At 71.6% G+C, this 17,096-nt stretch carries 14 protein-coding genes; 5 read left to right on the forward strand and 9 right to left on the reverse strand.

Going from position 1 to position 17,096, the window contains the following annotated elements; all coding sequences use genetic code 11:
* Nucleotides 1-29 precede the first annotated feature (29 nt).
* Complete coding sequence (locus tag OG861_RS13345) at nt 30-422, reverse strand: winged helix-turn-helix transcriptional regulator (RefSeq protein ID WP_329197419.1); 393 nt, start codon at nt 420-422, stop codon at nt 30-32.
* A 93-nt stretch (nt 423-515) separates the two neighbouring features.
* On the opposite strand from OG861_RS13345, the gene OG861_RS13350 reads away from it, so the two are divergent.
* The 3 genes from OG861_RS13350 (at nt 516) to OG861_RS13360 (ending at nt 4,043) form a co-directional block, all read left to right on the forward strand.
* A complete protein-coding gene (locus tag OG861_RS13350) occupies nt 516-1,373 on the forward strand; it encodes an SDR family oxidoreductase (RefSeq protein WP_329197417.1) in 858 nt (285 codons plus the stop codon).
* 137 nt (nt 1,374-1,510) lie between these two features.
* Nucleotides 1,511-2,512, forward strand: a complete 1,002-nt coding sequence (rarD, locus tag OG861_RS13355) for an EamA family transporter RarD (RefSeq protein WP_329197415.1) — start codon at nt 1,511-1,513, stop codon at nt 2,510-2,512.
* 202 nt (nt 2,513-2,714) lie between these two features.
* On the forward strand, nt 2,715-4,043 hold the full coding sequence (locus OG861_RS13360; protein WP_329197413.1) for a M28 family metallopeptidase: 1,329 nt from the start codon (nt 2,715-2,717) through the stop codon (nt 4,041-4,043).
* A gap of 22 nt (nt 4,044-4,065) precedes the next feature.
* Here OG861_RS13360 and OG861_RS13365 read toward each other — a convergent pair whose 3' ends face one another.
* The 4 genes from OG861_RS13365 to OG861_RS13380 form a co-directional block, all read right to left on the reverse strand.
* On the reverse strand, nt 4,066-4,482 hold the full coding sequence (locus tag OG861_RS13365; protein ID WP_329197411.1) for a hypothetical protein: 417 nt from the start codon (nt 4,480-4,482) through the stop codon (nt 4,066-4,068).
* Nucleotides 4,479-4,682 carry a hypothetical protein gene (locus OG861_RS13370; RefSeq protein ID WP_251050317.1) on the reverse strand — a complete coding sequence of 68 codons (204 nt, stop codon included), beginning with the start codon at nt 4,680-4,682 and terminating at the stop codon, nt 4,479-4,481. The genes OG861_RS13365 and OG861_RS13370 overlap by 4 nt, the downstream gene beginning before the upstream one ends.
* A gap of 95 nt (nt 4,683-4,777) precedes the next feature.
* Nucleotides 4,778-6,001, reverse strand: a complete 1,224-nt coding sequence (locus tag OG861_RS13375; RefSeq protein ID WP_329197406.1) for a LolA family protein — start codon at nt 5,999-6,001, stop codon at nt 4,778-4,780.
* Nucleotides 6,002-6,214: 213 nt separating this feature from the next.
* The gene (locus OG861_RS13380; RefSeq protein ID WP_329197404.1) at nt 6,215-7,225 is read right to left on the reverse strand and encodes a polyprenyl synthetase family protein; all 1,011 of its coding nucleotides are present in this window, start codon (nt 7,223-7,225) and stop codon (nt 6,215-6,217) included.
* 387 nt (nt 7,226-7,612) lie between these two features.
* Between OG861_RS13380 and OG861_RS13385 the strand changes: the two genes are divergently transcribed.
* A complete protein-coding gene (locus OG861_RS13385; RefSeq protein ID WP_329197402.1) occupies nt 7,613-9,616 on the forward strand; it encodes a CocE/NonD family hydrolase in 2,004 nt (667 codons plus the stop codon).
* A 20-nt stretch (nt 9,617-9,636) separates the two neighbouring features.
* Here the strand turns inward: OG861_RS13385 and OG861_RS13390 are convergent, their stop codons facing one another.
* The gene (locus OG861_RS13390; RefSeq protein WP_329197400.1) at nt 9,637-10,455 is read right to left on the reverse strand and encodes an HAD family hydrolase; all 819 of its coding nucleotides are present in this window, start codon (nt 10,453-10,455) and stop codon (nt 9,637-9,639) included.
* Between the two features lie 140 nt (nt 10,456-10,595).
* On the opposite strand from OG861_RS13390, the gene fahA reads away from it, so the two are divergent.
* A complete protein-coding gene (gene fahA / locus OG861_RS13395; RefSeq protein WP_329197398.1) occupies nt 10,596-11,819 on the forward strand; it encodes a fumarylacetoacetase in 1,224 nt (407 codons plus the stop codon).
* 89 nt (nt 11,820-11,908) lie between these two features.
* Here the strand turns inward: fahA and nuoN are convergent, their stop codons facing one another.
* The 3 genes from nuoN to nuoL are packed head-to-tail and all read right to left on the reverse strand — an operon-like array spanning nt 11,909 to nt 17,095.
* Nucleotides 11,909-13,555, reverse strand: a complete 1,647-nt coding sequence (nuoN, locus tag OG861_RS13400; protein WP_329202372.1) for an NADH-quinone oxidoreductase subunit NuoN — start codon at nt 13,553-13,555, stop codon at nt 11,909-11,911.
* A 5-nt stretch (nt 13,556-13,560) separates the two neighbouring features.
* The gene (locus tag OG861_RS13405) at nt 13,561-15,153 is read right to left on the reverse strand and encodes an NADH-quinone oxidoreductase subunit M (RefSeq protein WP_329197396.1); all 1,593 of its coding nucleotides are present in this window, start codon (nt 15,151-15,153) and stop codon (nt 13,561-13,563) included.
* 1 nt (nt 15,154) lies between these two features.
* Nucleotides 15,155-17,095 carry an NADH-quinone oxidoreductase subunit L gene (gene nuoL, locus OG861_RS13410; protein WP_329197394.1) on the reverse strand — a complete coding sequence of 647 codons (1,941 nt, stop codon included), beginning with the start codon at nt 17,093-17,095 and terminating at the stop codon, nt 15,155-15,157.
* Between the last annotated feature and the right edge of the window lies 1 nt (nt 17,096).

Genomic DNA, 17,096 nt, shown 5'->3' on the forward strand with positions numbered 1-17,096 from the left:
CCCGCCGCGCCGCGCCCGCCCGGACCCCGCTACGAGGTCCGGGCTTCGTCGTAGGCGAGGCGGGCCGCCTGGACGTCGGGCGTACGCCGCTCGGTCCAGCGCGCGAGCGCCCAGACCTGCTCGGCGGCCTCGCGGCCGAGCTCGGTGAGCGAGTAGTCGACGCGCGGGGGGATCACCGGATGCGCGTGGCGCAGCAGGAACCCGTCACGCTCCAGGGTCCGCAGGGTCTGGGTGAGCATCTTCTCGCTGACACCGCCCACCTCCCGGCGCAGTTCTCCGAACCGGTACGGCCGCTCCACCAGCGCGGCCAGGACGAGCACGCCCCACTGGCTGGTGACGTGTTCCAGCACCCCCCGCGAGGGGCACATCGGGGCTTTCACACTGGCGGTCTCCGCCGCTCCGGGCTCTTCCCTTACTCCCATACCAGTACCTTACTTCGAAGTGGGTACTTCCGGAAAGTTAGCGCTCTCCCTAGGGTAGTGACACAAGGCAACGCCGCACCAAGGAGAGCCACCATGAGCCGCATCGTCGTCACCGGAGCCACCGGAGCCCTCGGACGCCTGGTCGTCGGGGAACTGCTGACGCGGGTCCCCGCGGACCGGATCAGCGTCGTCGTCCGCAACGAGGAGAAGGCCGCCGACCTCGCCGCGCGGGGCATCGACGTACACGTCGCCGACTACGACGACCCGGCGAGCCTTACCGGCGCCTTCGCCGCGGGCGACCGGGTCCTGCTGATCTCGGGCAGCGAGGTCGGACGCCGCGTCCCGCAGCACACCGCCGTGATCGGGGCGGCCAAGGCGGCGGGCGTCGCGCAGCTCGCCTACACCGGGATCCTCGGCGGCCCGGAGGCGGACTTCGACCTGGCGGCCGAACACAAGGTCACCGAGCAGGCGATCCTGGACTCCGGGCTGCCCTACACCTTCCTCCGCAACGGCTGGTACCACGAGAACTACACCGCCCAGCTCCCCGTCGTCCTGGAGCACGGCGCGGTCGTGGGCAGCGCCGGCGAGGGCCGGATCGCCTCCGCCGCCCGGGCCGACTACGCGGCCGCCGCCGCGGCGGTGCTGACCGGCGAGGGGCACCTGAACCGGGTCTACGAGCTCTCGGGCGACACCGCCTGGAGCCTCGACGAGTACGCGGCCGAGGTGGCGAAGCAGTCCGGCCGCGAGGTCACGTACGCGGCGGTCCCGGCCGATGCCCACCTGGACATCCTGACCGGCGCCGGCGTCCCGGAGGGGTTCGCCGCGATCCTCGTCGACGTGGACGCGGCGATCTCGCGCGGGCGGCTGGCCGGCGCCAGCGGCGACCTGTCCCGGCTGATCGGGCGGCCGACCACACCCGTGGCGCAGGCGATCGCCTCGGCCCTGGCCTGAGCCCGCGGGGCTCCGGCCACCCGGGGTCCCCGGAGATGTCATGAGTATCTCCCGTTGACGGGCATGACATCGGGGCGCTGCGGCGCTACGGTCGTGGGGTTGTGAGATTGGCCGAAAAGTCGCACTGGAGGCGCCCCGTGAAGGCGGAGAACGAGCAGCGCACGGGTTTGCTCTACGGATTCGGCGCGTACGGGATGTGGGGGCTGGTGCCCCTCTTCTGGCCGCTGCTCAAGCCTTCCGGGGCGATCGAGATCCTCGCCCACCGCATGGTGTGGTCCCTGGCCGTGGTCGGTGTCGCACTCCTCGCGCTGCGCCGGTGGGGCTGGATCGCCGATCTGGTGCGCCGTCCGCGCAAGCTGGGCCTCACCGCGCTGGCCGCCTTCGTGATCAGCGTGAACTGGGGTCTGTACATCTGGGCGGTCAACAACGGCCAGGTGGTCGAGGCGAGCCTCGGCTACTTCATCAACCCGCTCGTCACCATCGCCATCGGCGTCCTGGTCCTGGGCGAGCGGCTGCGCCGGGCGCAGTGGGCGGCGGTCGCCATCGGCTGCGCCGCCGTGGTGGTGCTCGCCGTCGGGTACGGACGTCCGCCGTGGATCTCGCTGGTGCTGGCCTTCTCCTTCGCCACGTACGGGCTGATCAAGAAAAAGCTCAACATGGGCGGCCTGGAGTCGCTGACCGCCGAGACCGCGCTGCTGTTCCCGCCCGCCCTGGCGTACCTGGTGTGGCTCGGGGTGCGCGGCGAGTCGACGCTCACCTCCGAGGGTCTGGGGCACGGCGCGCTGCTCGCCGCCACGGGCCTGGTGACGGCGCTCCCGCTGATCTGCTTCGGGGCCGCCGCGATCCGCGTGCCGCTGTCCACCCTGGGGCTGCTCCAGTACCTGGCGCCGGTGTTCCAGTTCGGGCTCGGGGTCGTCTACTTCCAGGAGGCGATGCCGCCCGAGCGCTGGGCCGGCTTCTCCCTGGTCTGGGTCGCGCTGGTGATCCTGACGTGGGAGGCGCTGCGCACCTCGCGCCGCAACCGGGCCCGCCTCGAAGCGCCCGCCCCGGCCACCGCCGCCGCCCCGGTCGGCACCACCGTCCCGGGCGTCACCGCCGTACCTCCCGCGGCCGCGGCACCGGCCCGCGAGCCCGCGTAACAGCCGCCCGCAGCACCTCACGATCCCCGGTACGGACCACCCGTACCGGGGATCGTCCGTTTTCCGAACGCCCCTGACCGGATTGCGCTCTTGACGGACCGTCACGGGCTCCCTGAGCATCGGGCTCGAACTGACGCACGCACGCTCACCCGCTCGATACCGCACGTTCCGTCTCATCCCCAACGGAATCCGGAGCCCCCACATGAGCCTGTCCGTCTCCCGGCGCCTCGCCGCCGTGACCGCGCTCGCGGTCACGGCGGCAGGACTGTACGCGGCCACGACCCCGGCCGCCCTCGCCGCCCCCGCCCCCACGGCGGTCACGGCGGCGCCCACCCCGCCCGACATCCCGGTGGCCAACGTCAAGGCCCACCTGGCACAGCTCCAGTCCATCGCCACCGCCAACGGCGGCAACCGCGCCCACGGCAAGGCCGGCTACAAGGCATCGGTCGACTACGTGAAGGCCAAGCTGGACGCGGCCGGGTTCACCACGACCCTGCAGACCTTCACCTCCAGCGGCGCCACCGGCTACAACCTGATCGCCGACTGGCCGGGCGGCGACCCCAACTCCGTCCTGATGGCCGGCTCACACCTGGACTCGGTGAACGCCGGCCCCGGCATCAACGACAACGGGTCGGGCAGCGCCGCGATCCTGGAGACGGCGCTCGCCGTCTCCCGCGCCCAGCTGCAGCCCACGAAGCACCTGCGGTTCGGCTGGTGGGGCGCCGAGGAGCTGGGCATGGTCGGCTCGAAGTACTACGTGAACAGCCTGCCGGCCGCCGAGAGGTCGAAGATCTCCGGCTACCTGAACTTCGACATGATCGGCTCGCCGAACCCCGGCTACTTCGTCTACGACGACGACCCGACGATCGAGCAGACCTTCAAGACCTACTTCGCGGGCCAGAACATCCCCACGGAGATAGAGACCGAGGGCGACGGCCGCTCCGACCACGCACCGTTCAAGAACGCGGGCATACCGGTCGGTGGCCTGTTCTCCGGCGCCGACTACACCAAGACGGCCGCCCAGGCGCAGAAGTGGGGCGGCACCTCCGGTCAGGCCTTCGACCGCTGCTACCACGCGTCCTGCGACACCTCGGCGAACATCAACGACACCGCGCTCGACCGCAACTCCGACGCCATCGCCTACGCGGTGTGGACCCTCGGCGCGGCCACCCAGGTACCGCCGGGCCCGTCCTTCGAGAACACCACCGACGTGGCGGTCCCGGACTCCCCCGCCCCGGCGGTGACCTCGCCCATCACGGTCTCGGGCGTCGCGGGCAACGCGCCGGCGACCACCAAGGTCGACGTGAACATCGTCCACACCTACCGCGGTGACCTGGTGATCGACCTGCTCGCCCCGGACGGTACGGCGTACCGGCTCAAGAACTCCGGCTCGGACTCGGCGGACAACGTCATCACCACGTACACGGTGAACGCGTCGAGCGAGGTGGCCAACGGCGTGTGGAAGCTCCAGGTCAAGGATGTGGCGGCGCAGGACACCGGCTACATCAACAGCTGGCGGATCACCTTCTGACCGCCCCCGCCGCCCGGCTTCGCTACGCGTCCTCTCCGTGGCCGCGCAGCGAGGCCGGCAGCGGTTCCCTTATGAGGGCGCGCAGTTCCTCGGCCACCGTCCCGACATCCGCGCGGCCGGTCTTCGCCGCCTCGACCAGATCGCCGAGATCCTCCGGCGAGGGCAGCTGCTTCGCTCCCGCCACGCGCAGGTAGGAGCGGGTGGCGGCGGCCGCGTAGAACTCGTTCATCGGGGATTCGAGCGCCGGGCAGACCGCGAGGGTGTGCAGGAACGCGGCGGCCCGCCACGCGGTGTCCGGGGCGGGCTGTTCGGGCACGAGGACGAGGTCGTTCTGGTGCCGGGCGACGGCGGCGGCCACCCCGGAGGGGTCCCATACGGCGGGATCCGACGGCAGGTGATGGGCCAGGGCGGTCCAGGCCCATTCCATGGTGATCTTCAATTGCCGAACCGCTCCTGGAAGTAGCCCCAGTGGTCGGCGAACTCGTCTATGCCGGACAGGAACGACTTGCGGTCCTCGTCCAGTTCGCGTTCGGTGACCTCGGTGATCAGCGCGGTGACCGTCGTACCCAGTGCCGCCGCGCGCGCCTTGAGGCGTTCGTGGAACTCTTCGTCCAGGCGGATGGTGACGTGTCTCGACATGCCCTCACCGTACAGCGGCCGCGCTGTACGCGGGAGCGGAACGGCGTGGGGGTGGCCCGGGACACAGTCCCGGGCCACCCCCGTTTCCCGCGCGGTTACTTGGCGGAGTTGGCCGTCTTCACGAGCGCGTCCTTGGTGACCGCGCCCACGTAGACCTTGCCGTCGTCCGTGATCAGGGCGTTGACCAGGCGGGTCGAGAAGATGCGGCCCGAGCCGAAGGAGCCGTTGACCTTGTCCCCGAGGGAGTCGAGGAACTGCTTGGCCTCCTTCGGGGCGTCCTTGCCGTTGGCCGCGCTCTCGGCGTCCTTGAGGCCCTTGCCTCCGGGTACGGAGATCTGGGCGACCGAGGCCCAGCCCTCGCCGAGCACCTTCACCTCACCCTTGCCGGCGCCGGCGGCACCGCCCGTCAGGCCCTGGAAGCCGGGGAGGGACTCCAGGCCCTTCCACTCCTTGCCGTGGCCGGCGTCCTTGCCGTGCCCGTCCGTGCCCTCGGTCAGCTTCGCGCCCTTGGGCGTGGTGAAGGCGAAGGTGTCGGCGGCCGGCTTGGCGAAGTCGACCTTGGTGAAGCCCGCGTCCACGATCGGCTTGCCGCCCTGGCTGGACAGCACCTGTACGCGCAGCGGCACACCGTTCTTGGCGTCCACGGCGATCTGCACCGAACCGACGGTGGAGCCGGCCTGCTTGGGCTTGAGCACCAGCTGGTAGGCGTCCCGCCCGGCCACCTGGGCGGTGTCGCCCACGCTGACGTCCGTCGTGGGGCCGGCGGCCTTGAGTGCCTCCTGCGCCATCTCCTGCGGCGAAGCGGGCATCCGCTCGCCCGCCTTGGGCTGGGCGCCCGGGCCGGAGTGGACGTCCTTCTCGTGGAAGACCTGGTTGGACTTGCTGTCGTACCCCCACACGTCCTTGCCGTTGTGGGTCAGGCTGTACTCGTCCTTCCCGTCGAGGAAGGTGAGCTTCTGGCGGTCCGGGCCGTCGGCCGCGATGCGGAAGGTGTGCGTCCCGTTCGCCAGCTGCGCGAGCTTGTCCTGCGGGTCGGCCGAACCACCGGTGACACCGCCACCGCCGCCGGCCCGGCCCAGCAGACCGCCCGCGAGGGTGGGCAGGCCCAGGTCGGTGCTGATCTTCGCGCTCCCGGAGAGCTGCTGGACGTCCGAGGCCGCGATCTTCTCGATGAGCTGCTGGGCGGTCACCTTCGGCAGGTCCGGATTCCCGGCGTTGGCGAAGGCCGGGACCATCGCGATGGTCGCGGCCGCCACGCCGAACACCGCGACCGGTACGGCGTACCGAGCGGCCTTGCGGGTCTTCGTGTTCGTTGCCATCTTCTCTGCCTGCCTCCGTAGATGCGTCGCGTCCACCCCCGGCCGTCACTCTCACCCGATCTGGTGGGGATGTGCCTCTATCTGACCAAAGGGGAGGGGCCGAAGGCGTCACTCCCCGGACTCAACCGGGCGTACAACCCAGGGATGACACGACACGGGCCCGGCATCCCCTACCCGTAGGGGATGCCGGGCCCGTCGGGGAAGCCGTACGGACTAACCGGCGCGGTGGACCACCGCGTCGCACAGCTCTTCGAGCGCCGACTTCGCGAAGCACTCGGGGAGGGGGGCCAGCGTGGCCCGCGCGTCCTGCGCGTAGCGGATGGTGTCGCGCCGGGCCTGCTCCAGGGCGGGGTGCACGCGCAGCCGGGCCAGGGCCTCGGCGTGCCGGGCGTCGTCGCTCAGGTCGCCGTCCAGGAGCCGTACGAGGTCCAGGTCGTCGGGGTCGCGGTCCCGCTCCGCCATCTCGCGCAGGCGCAGGACGGGCAGGGTGGGGATGCCCTCGCGCAGGTCGGTGCCGGGGGTCTTGCCGGACTCGTGGGAGTCGGAGGCGATGTCGAGGACGTCGTCGGCCAGCTGGAAGGCGATGCCGAGCCGTTCGCCGTACTGGGTCAGGATGTCGACCACGGACTCGTCGGCGCCCGCCATCAGCGCGCCGAACCGGCCGGAGACGGCGATCAGCGAGCCGGTCTTGCCGGCCATGACGTCGAGGTAGTGGGCGACGGGGTCGCGGCCGTCGCGCGGGCCGGCCGTCTCGAGGATCTGGCCGGTCACCAGCCGCTCGAAGGCCTCCGCCTGGATGCGTACGGCCTCGGGGCCGAGGTCGGCCAGGATGTGCGAGGCGCGGGCGAAGAGGAAGTCACCCGTCAGGACGGCGACCGAGTTGCCCCAGCGGGTGTTGGCGCTCTCCACCCCACGGCGCACCTCCGCCTCGTCCATGACGTCGTCGTGGTACAGCGTGGCCAGGTGGGTGAGCTCCACGACCACCGCGGACGGCACGATCCCGGGGGCGTACGGATCTCCGAAACGGGAGGCGAGCAGCACCAGCAACGGGCGGAACCGCTTGCCTCCGGCCCGCACCAGGTGCTGCGCGGCCTCGGTGATGAAGGGGACTTCGCTCTTGGTGGCCTCCAGCAGACCCGCCTCGACGGCGGCCAGTCCGGCCTGGACATCGGTCTCAAGAGCCTGGTCCCGCACGCTCAGTCCGAACGGCCCGACGACGGTCACGAGGGGTACTCCTGTCTGCTGACGATCACCTTGACGATCACATGGATTGTCGATGTGTCGCTGCCATCACTCAAGCCAGCGTATCCGGTCTGTTTTCGATCACCCAGAGCGCCTGCCCGGTCGGCACGCGCGCACCGCCCGATGTACACCGGTATGTTCGTCACGAGCCGAGACAACCGGAGATTGCCTTTTGTCCAGAACTGTCACCGGCACGGACGAGCCGGGGGATCCGGGGGCGGGCCGGCCGCCGCCCGGACCCCCGTCGGCGCGGCCGTCGTCGCAGCCCTTCCGGCCTCCCCCGGACGGCTGAGGGCGGGCCGCTTCGCCGTCACCGTGCTCGCGCCCCGGCCGAGGCGCACGACGCATACGTTCCCCGAGGCGGTCCGCATGATCATCCGTACCGACTTCCCCTACGAGACCACCCGCGAGGATGTCCGGATCCCGATGCCCGACGGGGTCGAGCTGTACGCCCGGATCTGGCGCCCGGTCACCGACGGGCCGGTCCCGGCGCTGCTGGAGTACCTGCCGTACCGCCTCACCGACTGGACCGCGCCGCGCGACGGGCAGCGCCACCCCTGGTACGCGGGCCACGGCTACGCCTCCGTGCGGGTGGACGTGCGCGGCCACGGCTGCAGCGGCGGCGTCCCCGGCGACGAGCACGACGCGCGGGAGCTCGCCGACGGGGTCGCGGTGGTGGAGTGGCTCGCGGCGCAGCCGTGGTGCACGGGCGCGGTGGGCATGTCCGGGATCTCCTGGGGCGGCTCCAACAGCCTCCGGATCGCAGCCCTCGCCCCCCGGGCGCTCAAGGCGGTCGTCACGGTCTGCTCCACCGACGACCGCTACGACAACGGGGGGCACTACCTGGGCGGCTCCGTCCTCGCCGCCGACATGCCCGCGCGGGCGGCGACGATGCTGGCCTTCGCCGCGCGGCCCCCGGACCCCCGGTACGCCGGCGACGGCTGGCGGGAGCAGTGGCTCACCCGTCTGGAGGCCCTGGAACCGCTGATCCACACCTGGCTCGCCCACCAGACCCGCGACGCCTACTGGAAGCACGGCAGCGTCCGCGAGGACCACGGGAACATCCGCGCGGCCGTCCTCGCGGTCGGCGGCTGGCACGACCCGTACCGGGACACCGTGCTGCGCCTGGTCGAGCACCTGCCCCGGGGCCGTGTCCGCGGGCTGATCGGCCCCTGGTCCCACCAGTACCCCGACCGGGGGCTGCCGCCGGGCCCGGCGATCGGCTTCCTCCAGGAAACCCTGCGCTGGTGGGACCACTGGCTCAAGGGCGAGGACAACGGGGTCATGGACGAACCGCTGCTGCGCTCCTGGATCAGCGAGTCGCACCCGCCGGCCACCGTCTACCCACGTATGGAGGGCCGCTGGGTGGGCGACGCCGCCTGGCCCTCGCCCTCGGTCGTGCCGGTGTCCTACGGGCTCCAGGGCGCGCCGGTGACGGTCGCCTCCCCGCAGCACACCGGGCTGGACGCGGGCCGGTTCCTCCCCCGCGGCAACGACGCGGACCTCCCGCCCGACCAGCGGGAGGAGGACGCCAAGTCGGCGTGCTTCGAGTTCCCGGTCGCGCCGGGCGAGCCGGTGGAGGTCCTGGGCCGGGCCCGGGTGACGCTGCGGCTGCGGATGGACGTCCCGTACGGGCAGGTGGTCGCCCGGCTCTGCGACGTCGCCCCCGACGGAGCCTCGACGCTGGTCACGCGCGGCGCGCTGAACCTGTCGGCGCGGGGCGGGCGGGAGCGGGCCGCGCCCTGGCCGGTGGGCTCGTACGAGGAGGTCACCTTCGAGCTGAACGGCATCGGGCACGCGTTCCCGCCGGGCCACCGGATCCGGCTGGCGCTGTCGTCGGCGTACTGGCCGTGGATCTGGCCCCGGGCCGGCTCGGAGGCGGGCTGGACCCTCGACCCGGCGGGCAGCACGCTGGAGCTGCCGCTGCGCACGGCGGGCCCGCTGGACGACGGCATCGTCTTCGAGGCGCCGGAGCAGGCGGAGCCGCTGGGGGTGGTGCAGCCGGCGACGCTGGACGAGCCGCGCCCGGAGCGGGTCGTCGTGCGGGACGTGGCCCGCGGGTCCTGGCGGCTGGAGGTGGACCCCCGGTACGGGGGGACGCGGGTGTACCCGGACGGGCTGGAGTGCGGTGAGGACGCGGTGGAGGAGTACGAGATCCGGTCGGCGGACGCCCTGTCGGCGCGGGCCCGCTCGCGCTGGCGGATCCGGCTGCACCGGCCGGAGCTGGGCTGGGAGGTCACCGTGGAGACCCGCTCGGAGGTCTCCTGCGACGCGGGCGGGTTCCTCACGTCGAACGAGGTGGTGTGCCGGGAGGGCGGCGAGGCGGTCTTCCACCGCACCTGGGAACGCCGCCTCCCGCGCACGGCGGGCTGACCGCCCGCCGGGGGGGTGCGTCAGCGGAACAGCCGCTCCAGGACCACCGCGATGCCGTCGTCCTCGTTCGACAGCGTCACCTCGTCGGCCACCGCCACCAGTTCCCGGTGGGCGTTGGCCATCGCCACCCCGTACGCCGCCCACCCGAACATCGGGACGTCGTTGGGCATGTCGCCGAAGGCGATCGTGGCCGAGGCGGCCAGGCCCAGGACGTCCGCGGCGCGCGAGAGGCCGCTCGCCTTGTCGATTCCCGGCGGCTGGAGCTCCACCGTGTGCTCCCCCGCCATCGTCACGTTGACGAGGTCCCCGACCACCCCGCGCGCGAGGCGCGTCAGTTCGTCGTCGTCCAGCTCAGGGTGCTGGAGCAGCACCTTGTTGATCGGCGCCGACCACAGGTCCGCGCGGCGCCCTACCCGGACCGTCGGCAGGTGCGGATGCGGCATCCGGTAGCCCGGCCCTATCAGCATCTCCGCGTCCACCCCCTCCTGGTCGACCGCCACGTACACCTCGCCGATCTCGGCCTCGATCTTGCCGAGGGCGACCTCCGCCAGACCCCGGTCCATGCACACGGAGTGCAACAGGCGCCCGCGCGCCGCGTCGTACACCTGCGCGCCCTGCCCGCACACCGCGAGCCCCGTGTAGCCGAGGCCGTCCAGTACGTGGCGCACCTGCGGGACCGGGCGGCCGGTCACGATGATGTGTTCGGCGCCTGCGGCGCGGGCACGCGCGAGGGCGGTGTGGGAACGGGCCGAGACGGTGTCCCCGGCGCGCAGCAGAGTCCCGTCCAGGTCGGTTGCGATCAAGGCGAAGGGAGGGGCCGGAGGCGGGGCGGAAGTCACGGCGCAAGGATACGGACCCCTTTGGACAAGTCCTACAAATAGCGCCCTAATCCGGCCTCCCGCCCGCCCCACCAGCAACGTAACGTGTCAACAAGCCCCCGGGACACCCCCGGACCGCGTCGAAAGCGAGGCAGCAACCCATGCCCCAGCAGAGCCCCCTCGATGTCCCCGAGGGCGACCCGTTCGGACCGCACAACCTGCCCTACGGCGTGTTCTCCACCGCCGAGGACCCCCGGCGCCGGGTCGGTGTGCGGATCGGCGGGTACGTCCTGGACGCCGGAGCGGCCGCGCTCGCGCTCGGTTCCCCCTACGCGGGCCTGCTCGGCCGGCCCTCGCTCAACCCGCTGCTCGCCGCCGGCCGGACCGCCTGGCGCGACGTACGGCGCGCGCTGACCGCCTGGGTGACCGACCCCGGCCACCGCGACACGGTCGAGCCGCACCTGATGCCGCTCGACGCCGTCACCCTGCACCTGCCGTACGAGGTCGCCGACTACGTCGACTTCTACGCGAGCGAGCACCACGCCACGAACGTCGGGAAGATCTTCCGCCCGGACGGTGACGCCCTCACCCCCAACTGGAAGCACCTGCCGATCGGTTACCACGGCCGCTCCGGCACCATCGTGGTCTCCGGCACCGACGTCGTACGCCCCAGCGGGCAGCGCAAGGCGCCCACCGACCCGGCCCCCGTCTTCGGCCCGAGCGTCAAGCTCGACATCGAGGCCGAGGTCGGCTTCGTCGTCGGCACCCCCTCGGAACTCGGCCGCCCGGTCGCGCTCGGCGAGTTCGAGGACCACGTCTTCGGCCTGTTCCTCCTCAACGACTGGTCCGCACGGGACATCCAGGCCTGGGAGTACGTGCCGCTGGGCCCGTTCCTCGGCAAGTCCTTCGCCACCTCCGTCTCCGCCTGGGTCACCCCGCTGGAGGCCCTGGACGCCGCCCGCGTCGCGCCGCCCGCCCGGGACTTCCCGCTGCTGCCGTACCTGGACGACTCGGACGCCGACCGCCCCGGCGGCTTCGACCTGCACATCGCCGTCTCCATCAACGGGCAGGAGGTGGCCCGGCCGCCGTTCGCCTCCATGTACTGGACCGCTGCCCAGCAGCTGGCCCACATGACGGTCAACGGGGCCTCCCTGCGCACCGGTGACGTCTACGGCTCCGGCACCGTCAGCGGCCCCGAGACCGACCAGCGCGGCTCCCTGCTGGAGCTGACCTGGAACGGCCGCGACGCCATCGAGCTCGCCGACGGCAAGCGCACCTTCCTGGAGGACGGCGACACCGTCACGCTCACCGCCTGGGCGCCCGGCCCCGACGGCAGCCGGGTGGGCCTCGGCGAGGTCACCGGCCGCATCACCGCCTCCCGCTGAGCCCGGCCGGGGCGACGGACGTCCCGGTCAGCCCGAGGGCCCGGCCCCCCTTCCTGCGGGGAGCCGGGCCCTCGGTACACCCGTAGGTGCTACCGCACGAACGTGCTCGCGTGCCCGGCCAGGTCGAGGAAGTACTGCGGCGCCACACCCAGGACCAGCGTCACCGCCACGCCCACCGCGATCGTGGTCATCGTCAGCGGCGAGGGCACCGCGACCGTCGGGCCGTCGGCCTTCGGCTCGCTGAAGAACATCAGCACGATCACCCGGATGTAGAAGAACGCGGCGACGGCGGACGAGAGCACACCGACCACGACCAGCACCCCGGCGCCGCCCTCCGCCGCCGCCTTGAACACGGCGAACTTCCCGGCGAAGCCGGACGTCAGCGGGATGCCCGCGAAGGCCAGCAGGAACACCGCGAAGACCGCCGCCGTCAGCGGCGAACGACGGCCGAGCCCGGCCCACTTCGACAGGTGGGTGGCCTCGCCGCCCGCGTCCCGCACCAGCGTGACCACGGCGAACGCGCCGATCGTCACGAAGGAGTAGGCGCCCAGGTAGAACAGGACGGACTTGACGCCCTCGGCGGAGGTGGCGATCACACCGGCCAGGATGAAACCGGCGTGCGCGATCGAGGAGTACGCCAGCAGCCGCTTGACGTCCGTCTGGGTCACGGCGATCACCGCGCCCGCCAGCATCGTGACGATCGCGACGCCCCACATCACCGGCCGCCAGTCCCAGCGCAGGCCCGGGAGCACCACGTACAGCAGACGCAGGAGCGCGCCGAATGCCGCGACCTTCGTCGCCGCCGCCATGAACCCGGTGACCGGGGTCGGGGCGCCCTGGTAGACGTCCGGCGTCCACATGTGGAAGGGGACGGCGCCGACCTTGAACAGCAGGCCCATCAGGATCAGCGCGCCGCCGATGAGCAGCAGCGCGTCGTTGCCCATGGTGGAGGCCAGCGCCGGGTCGATCTTCGAGACCGTGCCGTCCACGACGTCGGCGATCACCGCGTAGGAGACGGAGCCGGCGTAGCCGTAGAGCAGCGCGATGCCGAACAGCAGGAACGCCGAGGAGAACGCACCCAGCAGGAAGTACTTGACCGCCGCCTCCTGCGACATCAGCCGCTGGCGGCGGGCGAGGGCGCAGAGCAGGTACAGCGGGAGGGAGAAGACCTCCAGCGCGATGAACAGCGTCAGCAGGTCGTCGGCCGCCGGGAAGATCAGCATCCCGGAGATCGCGAACAGGGCCAGCGGGAAGACCTCGGTGGTCGTGAAACCGGCCTTGACGGCCGCCTTCTCGCTGTCGCTGCCGGGGACCGACGCGGCCTGCGCGGCGAAGGAGTCGACCCGGTTGCCGTGGGCCGCCGGGTCCAGGCGCCGCTCCGCGAAGGTGAACACGGCCACGATCGAGGCCAGCAGGATGGTGCCCTGCAGGAACAGCGCCGGTCCGTCCACGGCGATCGCGCCCATGGCGGCGATGCGCGCCTTGGCGTTCCCGTACCCGCCGGCTGCAAGGCCGACGACCGCCGCGAAGGCCGCGGCCAGCGCGGCGACGGCGAGGAACACCTGGACGTGGTAGCGGTACTTGCGCGGTACGAAGGCCTCGACGAGGACGCCGAGGACCGCCGCGCCCACCACGATGAGCGTGGGCGCGAGCTGCGCGTATTCGATGTGCGGGGCCGGGATCTTGGTGGCCGGGTCCGCGGCCGCCACTGTCAGCAGGCCCTGGGCAGCAGTCAGCGTGCTCACTTCGCCGCCTCCCCGTTCTTGGCTTCGACGGCGACCTCGGGCTTGGGGTCCGTCCGCTTCACGTCCGACATGGTGTGCTTCACCGCCGGGTTGACGATCTCGGTCAGCGGCTTCGGGTACACGCCCAGCCCGATCAGCAGCGCGATCAGCGGGGCCACCACCAGCACCTCCCGCAGGCGCAGGTCCGGCATCGTGCGGACCTCCTCCTTCACCGGGCCGGTCATCGTGCGCTGGTAGAGCACCAGCGTGTACAGCGCGGCCAGCACGATGCCGATGGTCGCGATGACGCCGACGACCGGGTAGCGGGTGAACGTGCCGACCAGCACCAGGAACTCGCTGACGAACGGGGCGAGGCCGGGCAGGGACAGCGTCGCGAGACCGCCGATGAGGAAGGTCCCGGCGAGGACCGGGGCCACCTTCTGCACGCCGCCGTAGTCGGCGATGAGCCGGGAGCCGCGCCGCGAGATCAGGAAGCCGGCGACCAGCATCAGCGCCGCCGTGGAGATCCCGTGGTTGACCATGTACAGCGTCGCGCCCGACTGGCCCTGGGAGGTCATCGCGAAGATGCCCATGATGATGAAGCCGAAGTGCGAGATGGAGGCGTAGGCCACCAGCCGCTTGATGTCCCGCTGGCCGACCGCGAGCAGCGCTCCGTAGACGATGCTGACCAGGGCCAGGACGAGGATCACGGGCGTCGCCCACTTGCTGGCCTCGGGGAAGAGCCCGAGGCAGAAGCGGAGCATCGCGAAGGTGCCGACCTTGTCCACGACCGCGGTGATCAGTACGGCGACCGGGGCGGTGGCCTCACCCATCGCGTTGGGCAGCCAGGTGTGCAGCGGCCACAGCGGGGCCTTCACCGCGAAGGCGAAGAAGAACCCGAGGAACAGGAGCCGTTCGGTGCTGGTCGCCAACTCGAGCGTGCCCGCGGCGCGGGCGGCGGTGATCTCCTGGAGGGAGAAGTTGCCGGCGACCACGTACAGCCCGATGACGGCGGCCAGCATGATCAGTCCGCCGGCGAGGTTGTAGAGGAGGAACTTGACCGCCGCGTACGAGCGCTGCGCGGCCGCGTTCTCATCGGTCCCGGCGTGCGCCCGGTCCCCGAAGCCGCCGATGAGGAAGTACATCGGGATGAGCATGGCTTCGAAGAAGATGTAGAAGACGAAGACGTCGGTGGCCTCGAAGGAGATCACCACCATCGCCTCGACCAGCAGGATCAGGGCGAAGAACCCCTGCGTCGGGCGCCAGCGGGACGAGTGGGTCTCCAGCGGGTCGGCGTCGTGCCAGCCGGCCAGGATGATGAACGGCATCAGCAGGGCGGTGAGCGCGATCAGCGCCACCCCGATGCCGTCGACGCCCAGCTCGTAGCGGACCCCGAAGTCGGAGATCCAGGCGTGCGATTCGGTGAGCTGGTAACGGGCGCCACCGGGCTCGAAGCGGACCGCGATCAGCACGGCCAGCGCCAGTGTCGCCAGGGAGACGAGCAGCGCGAGCCACTTGGCGGCGCCCCTGCGTGCGGCCGGGACGGCCGCCGTCAGGATCGCGCCGGCCGCGGGTACGGCCGCCGTCACCGTCAGAAGCGGGAAACTCATCTCACACCGCCCTCATCAGCAGGGTCGCGGCGATGAGGATCGCCGTGCCCCCGAACATCGAGACCGCGTAACTGCGGGCGTAGCCGTTCTGCAGCTTGCGCAGCCGGCCCGACAGTCCGCCGACCGAGGCCGCCGTCCCGTTGACCACCCCGTCGACCAGGCTGTGGTCGACGTACACCAGGGAGCGGGTCAGGTGCTCCCCGCCGCGCACCAGCACGACGTGGTTGAAGTCGTCCTGGAGCAGGTCGCGCCGGGCGGCCCTGGTGAGCCAGCTCCCCCGGGGGGCGACCACGGGGACGGGCCCCCGCCCGTACTGCACGTACGCGAGGCCCACGCCGATCAGCAGGACCACGATCGTGGCGGCGGTGATGGCGCCGGCGCCCAGCGGCGGGTTCCCGTGCTCGAAGGAGGTCACGGGCTCCAGCCACTTCACGAACGCCTCGTTGATGCTGAACAGGCCGCCGGCGAAGACCGAGCCGATGGCGAGCACGATCATCGGCAGGGTCATGGTCTTCGGGGACTCGTGGGGGTGCGGCAGCTTCCCGGCCTGGTGTTCGGCGGCGGGTTCGGCGCTGGGCACGGCGTCGGCGTCGGGCGCCGGCTGCCAGCGCTTCTCGCCGAAGAAGGTCAGCAGCATCACGCGGGTCATGTAGAAGGCGGTGATGGCGGCGCCCAGCAGGGCCACTCCGCCGAGGATCCAGCCCTCGGTGCCGCCCTTGGCGAAGGCCGCTTCGATGATCTTGTCCTTGGACCAGAAGCCCGAGAGGCCCGGGAAGCCGATGATGGCGAGGTAGCCGAGGCCGAAGGTGACGAAGGTGACCGGCATGTACTTCCGCAGGCCGCCGTACTTGCGCATGTCCACCTCGTCGTTCATCCCGTGCATCACGGAACCGGCGCCGAGGAAGAGTCCGGCCTTGAAGAAGCCGTGCGTCACCAGGTGCATGATCGCGAAGGCGTAGCCGATGGGCCCGAGGCCGGCCGCGAGGACCATGTAGCCGATCTGCGACATCGTGGAGCCGGCCAGGGCCTTCTTGATGTCGTCCTTCGCGCAACCGACGATCGCACCGAAGAGCAGCGTCACCGCGCCGACCACGACGACCGCGGTCTGCGCGTCCGGCGCGGCGTTGAAGACCGCACCGGAGCGGGTGATCAGGTACACGCCGGCGGTGACCATGGTCGCCGCGTGGATCAGGGCCGAGACCGGGGTCGGGCCCTCCATCGCGTCACCGAGCCAGGACTGGAGCGGCACCTGCGCGGACTTGCCGCACGCGGCCAGCAGCAGCATCAGGGCGATCGCCGTCAGCTTGCCCTCGGACGTGCCGTCCACCGCCCCGAACACCGGCCCGAAGGCGAACGTCCCGAAGGTGGCGAACATGATCATGATCGCGATCGAAAGGCCCATGTCGCCGACCCGGTTGACCAGGAAGGCCTTCTTCGCGGCCGTGGCCGCGCTGGGCTTGTGCTGCCAGAAGCCGATGAGCAGGTACGAGGCCAGGCCCACGCCCTCCCAGCCGACGTACAGCAGCAGGTAGTTGTCGGCGAGGACGAGGAGCAGCATCGCCGCGAGGAACAGGTTCAGGTAGCCGAAGAAGCGGCGGCGCCGCTCGTCGTGCTCCATGTACCCGATGGAGTAGATGTGGATGAGGGTGCCGACACCGGTGATCAGCAGGACGAAGGTCATCGACAGCTGGTCGAGCTGGAAGGCGACGTCCGCCTGGAAGCCCCCCACCGGGATCCAGCTGAACAGCTGCTGGTGGACGGTGCGGTCATCGGCGCCGCGCCCCAGCATGTCGGTGAACAGGGCCACGCCGATGCCGAAGGAGGCGGCGGCGAAGAGGGTGCCGAGCCAGTGGCCGGCCTTGTCGAGGCGGCGGCCGCCGCACAGCAGCACCGCCGCTCCGAGCAGGGGCGCCGCCACCAGCAGCGCAATCAGATTCTCCACT

Origin of the sequence: Streptomyces sp. NBC_00539, assembly GCF_036346105.1 — a bacterium.
Classification (GTDB): domain Bacteria; phylum Actinomycetota; class Actinomycetes; order Streptomycetales; family Streptomycetaceae; genus Streptomyces.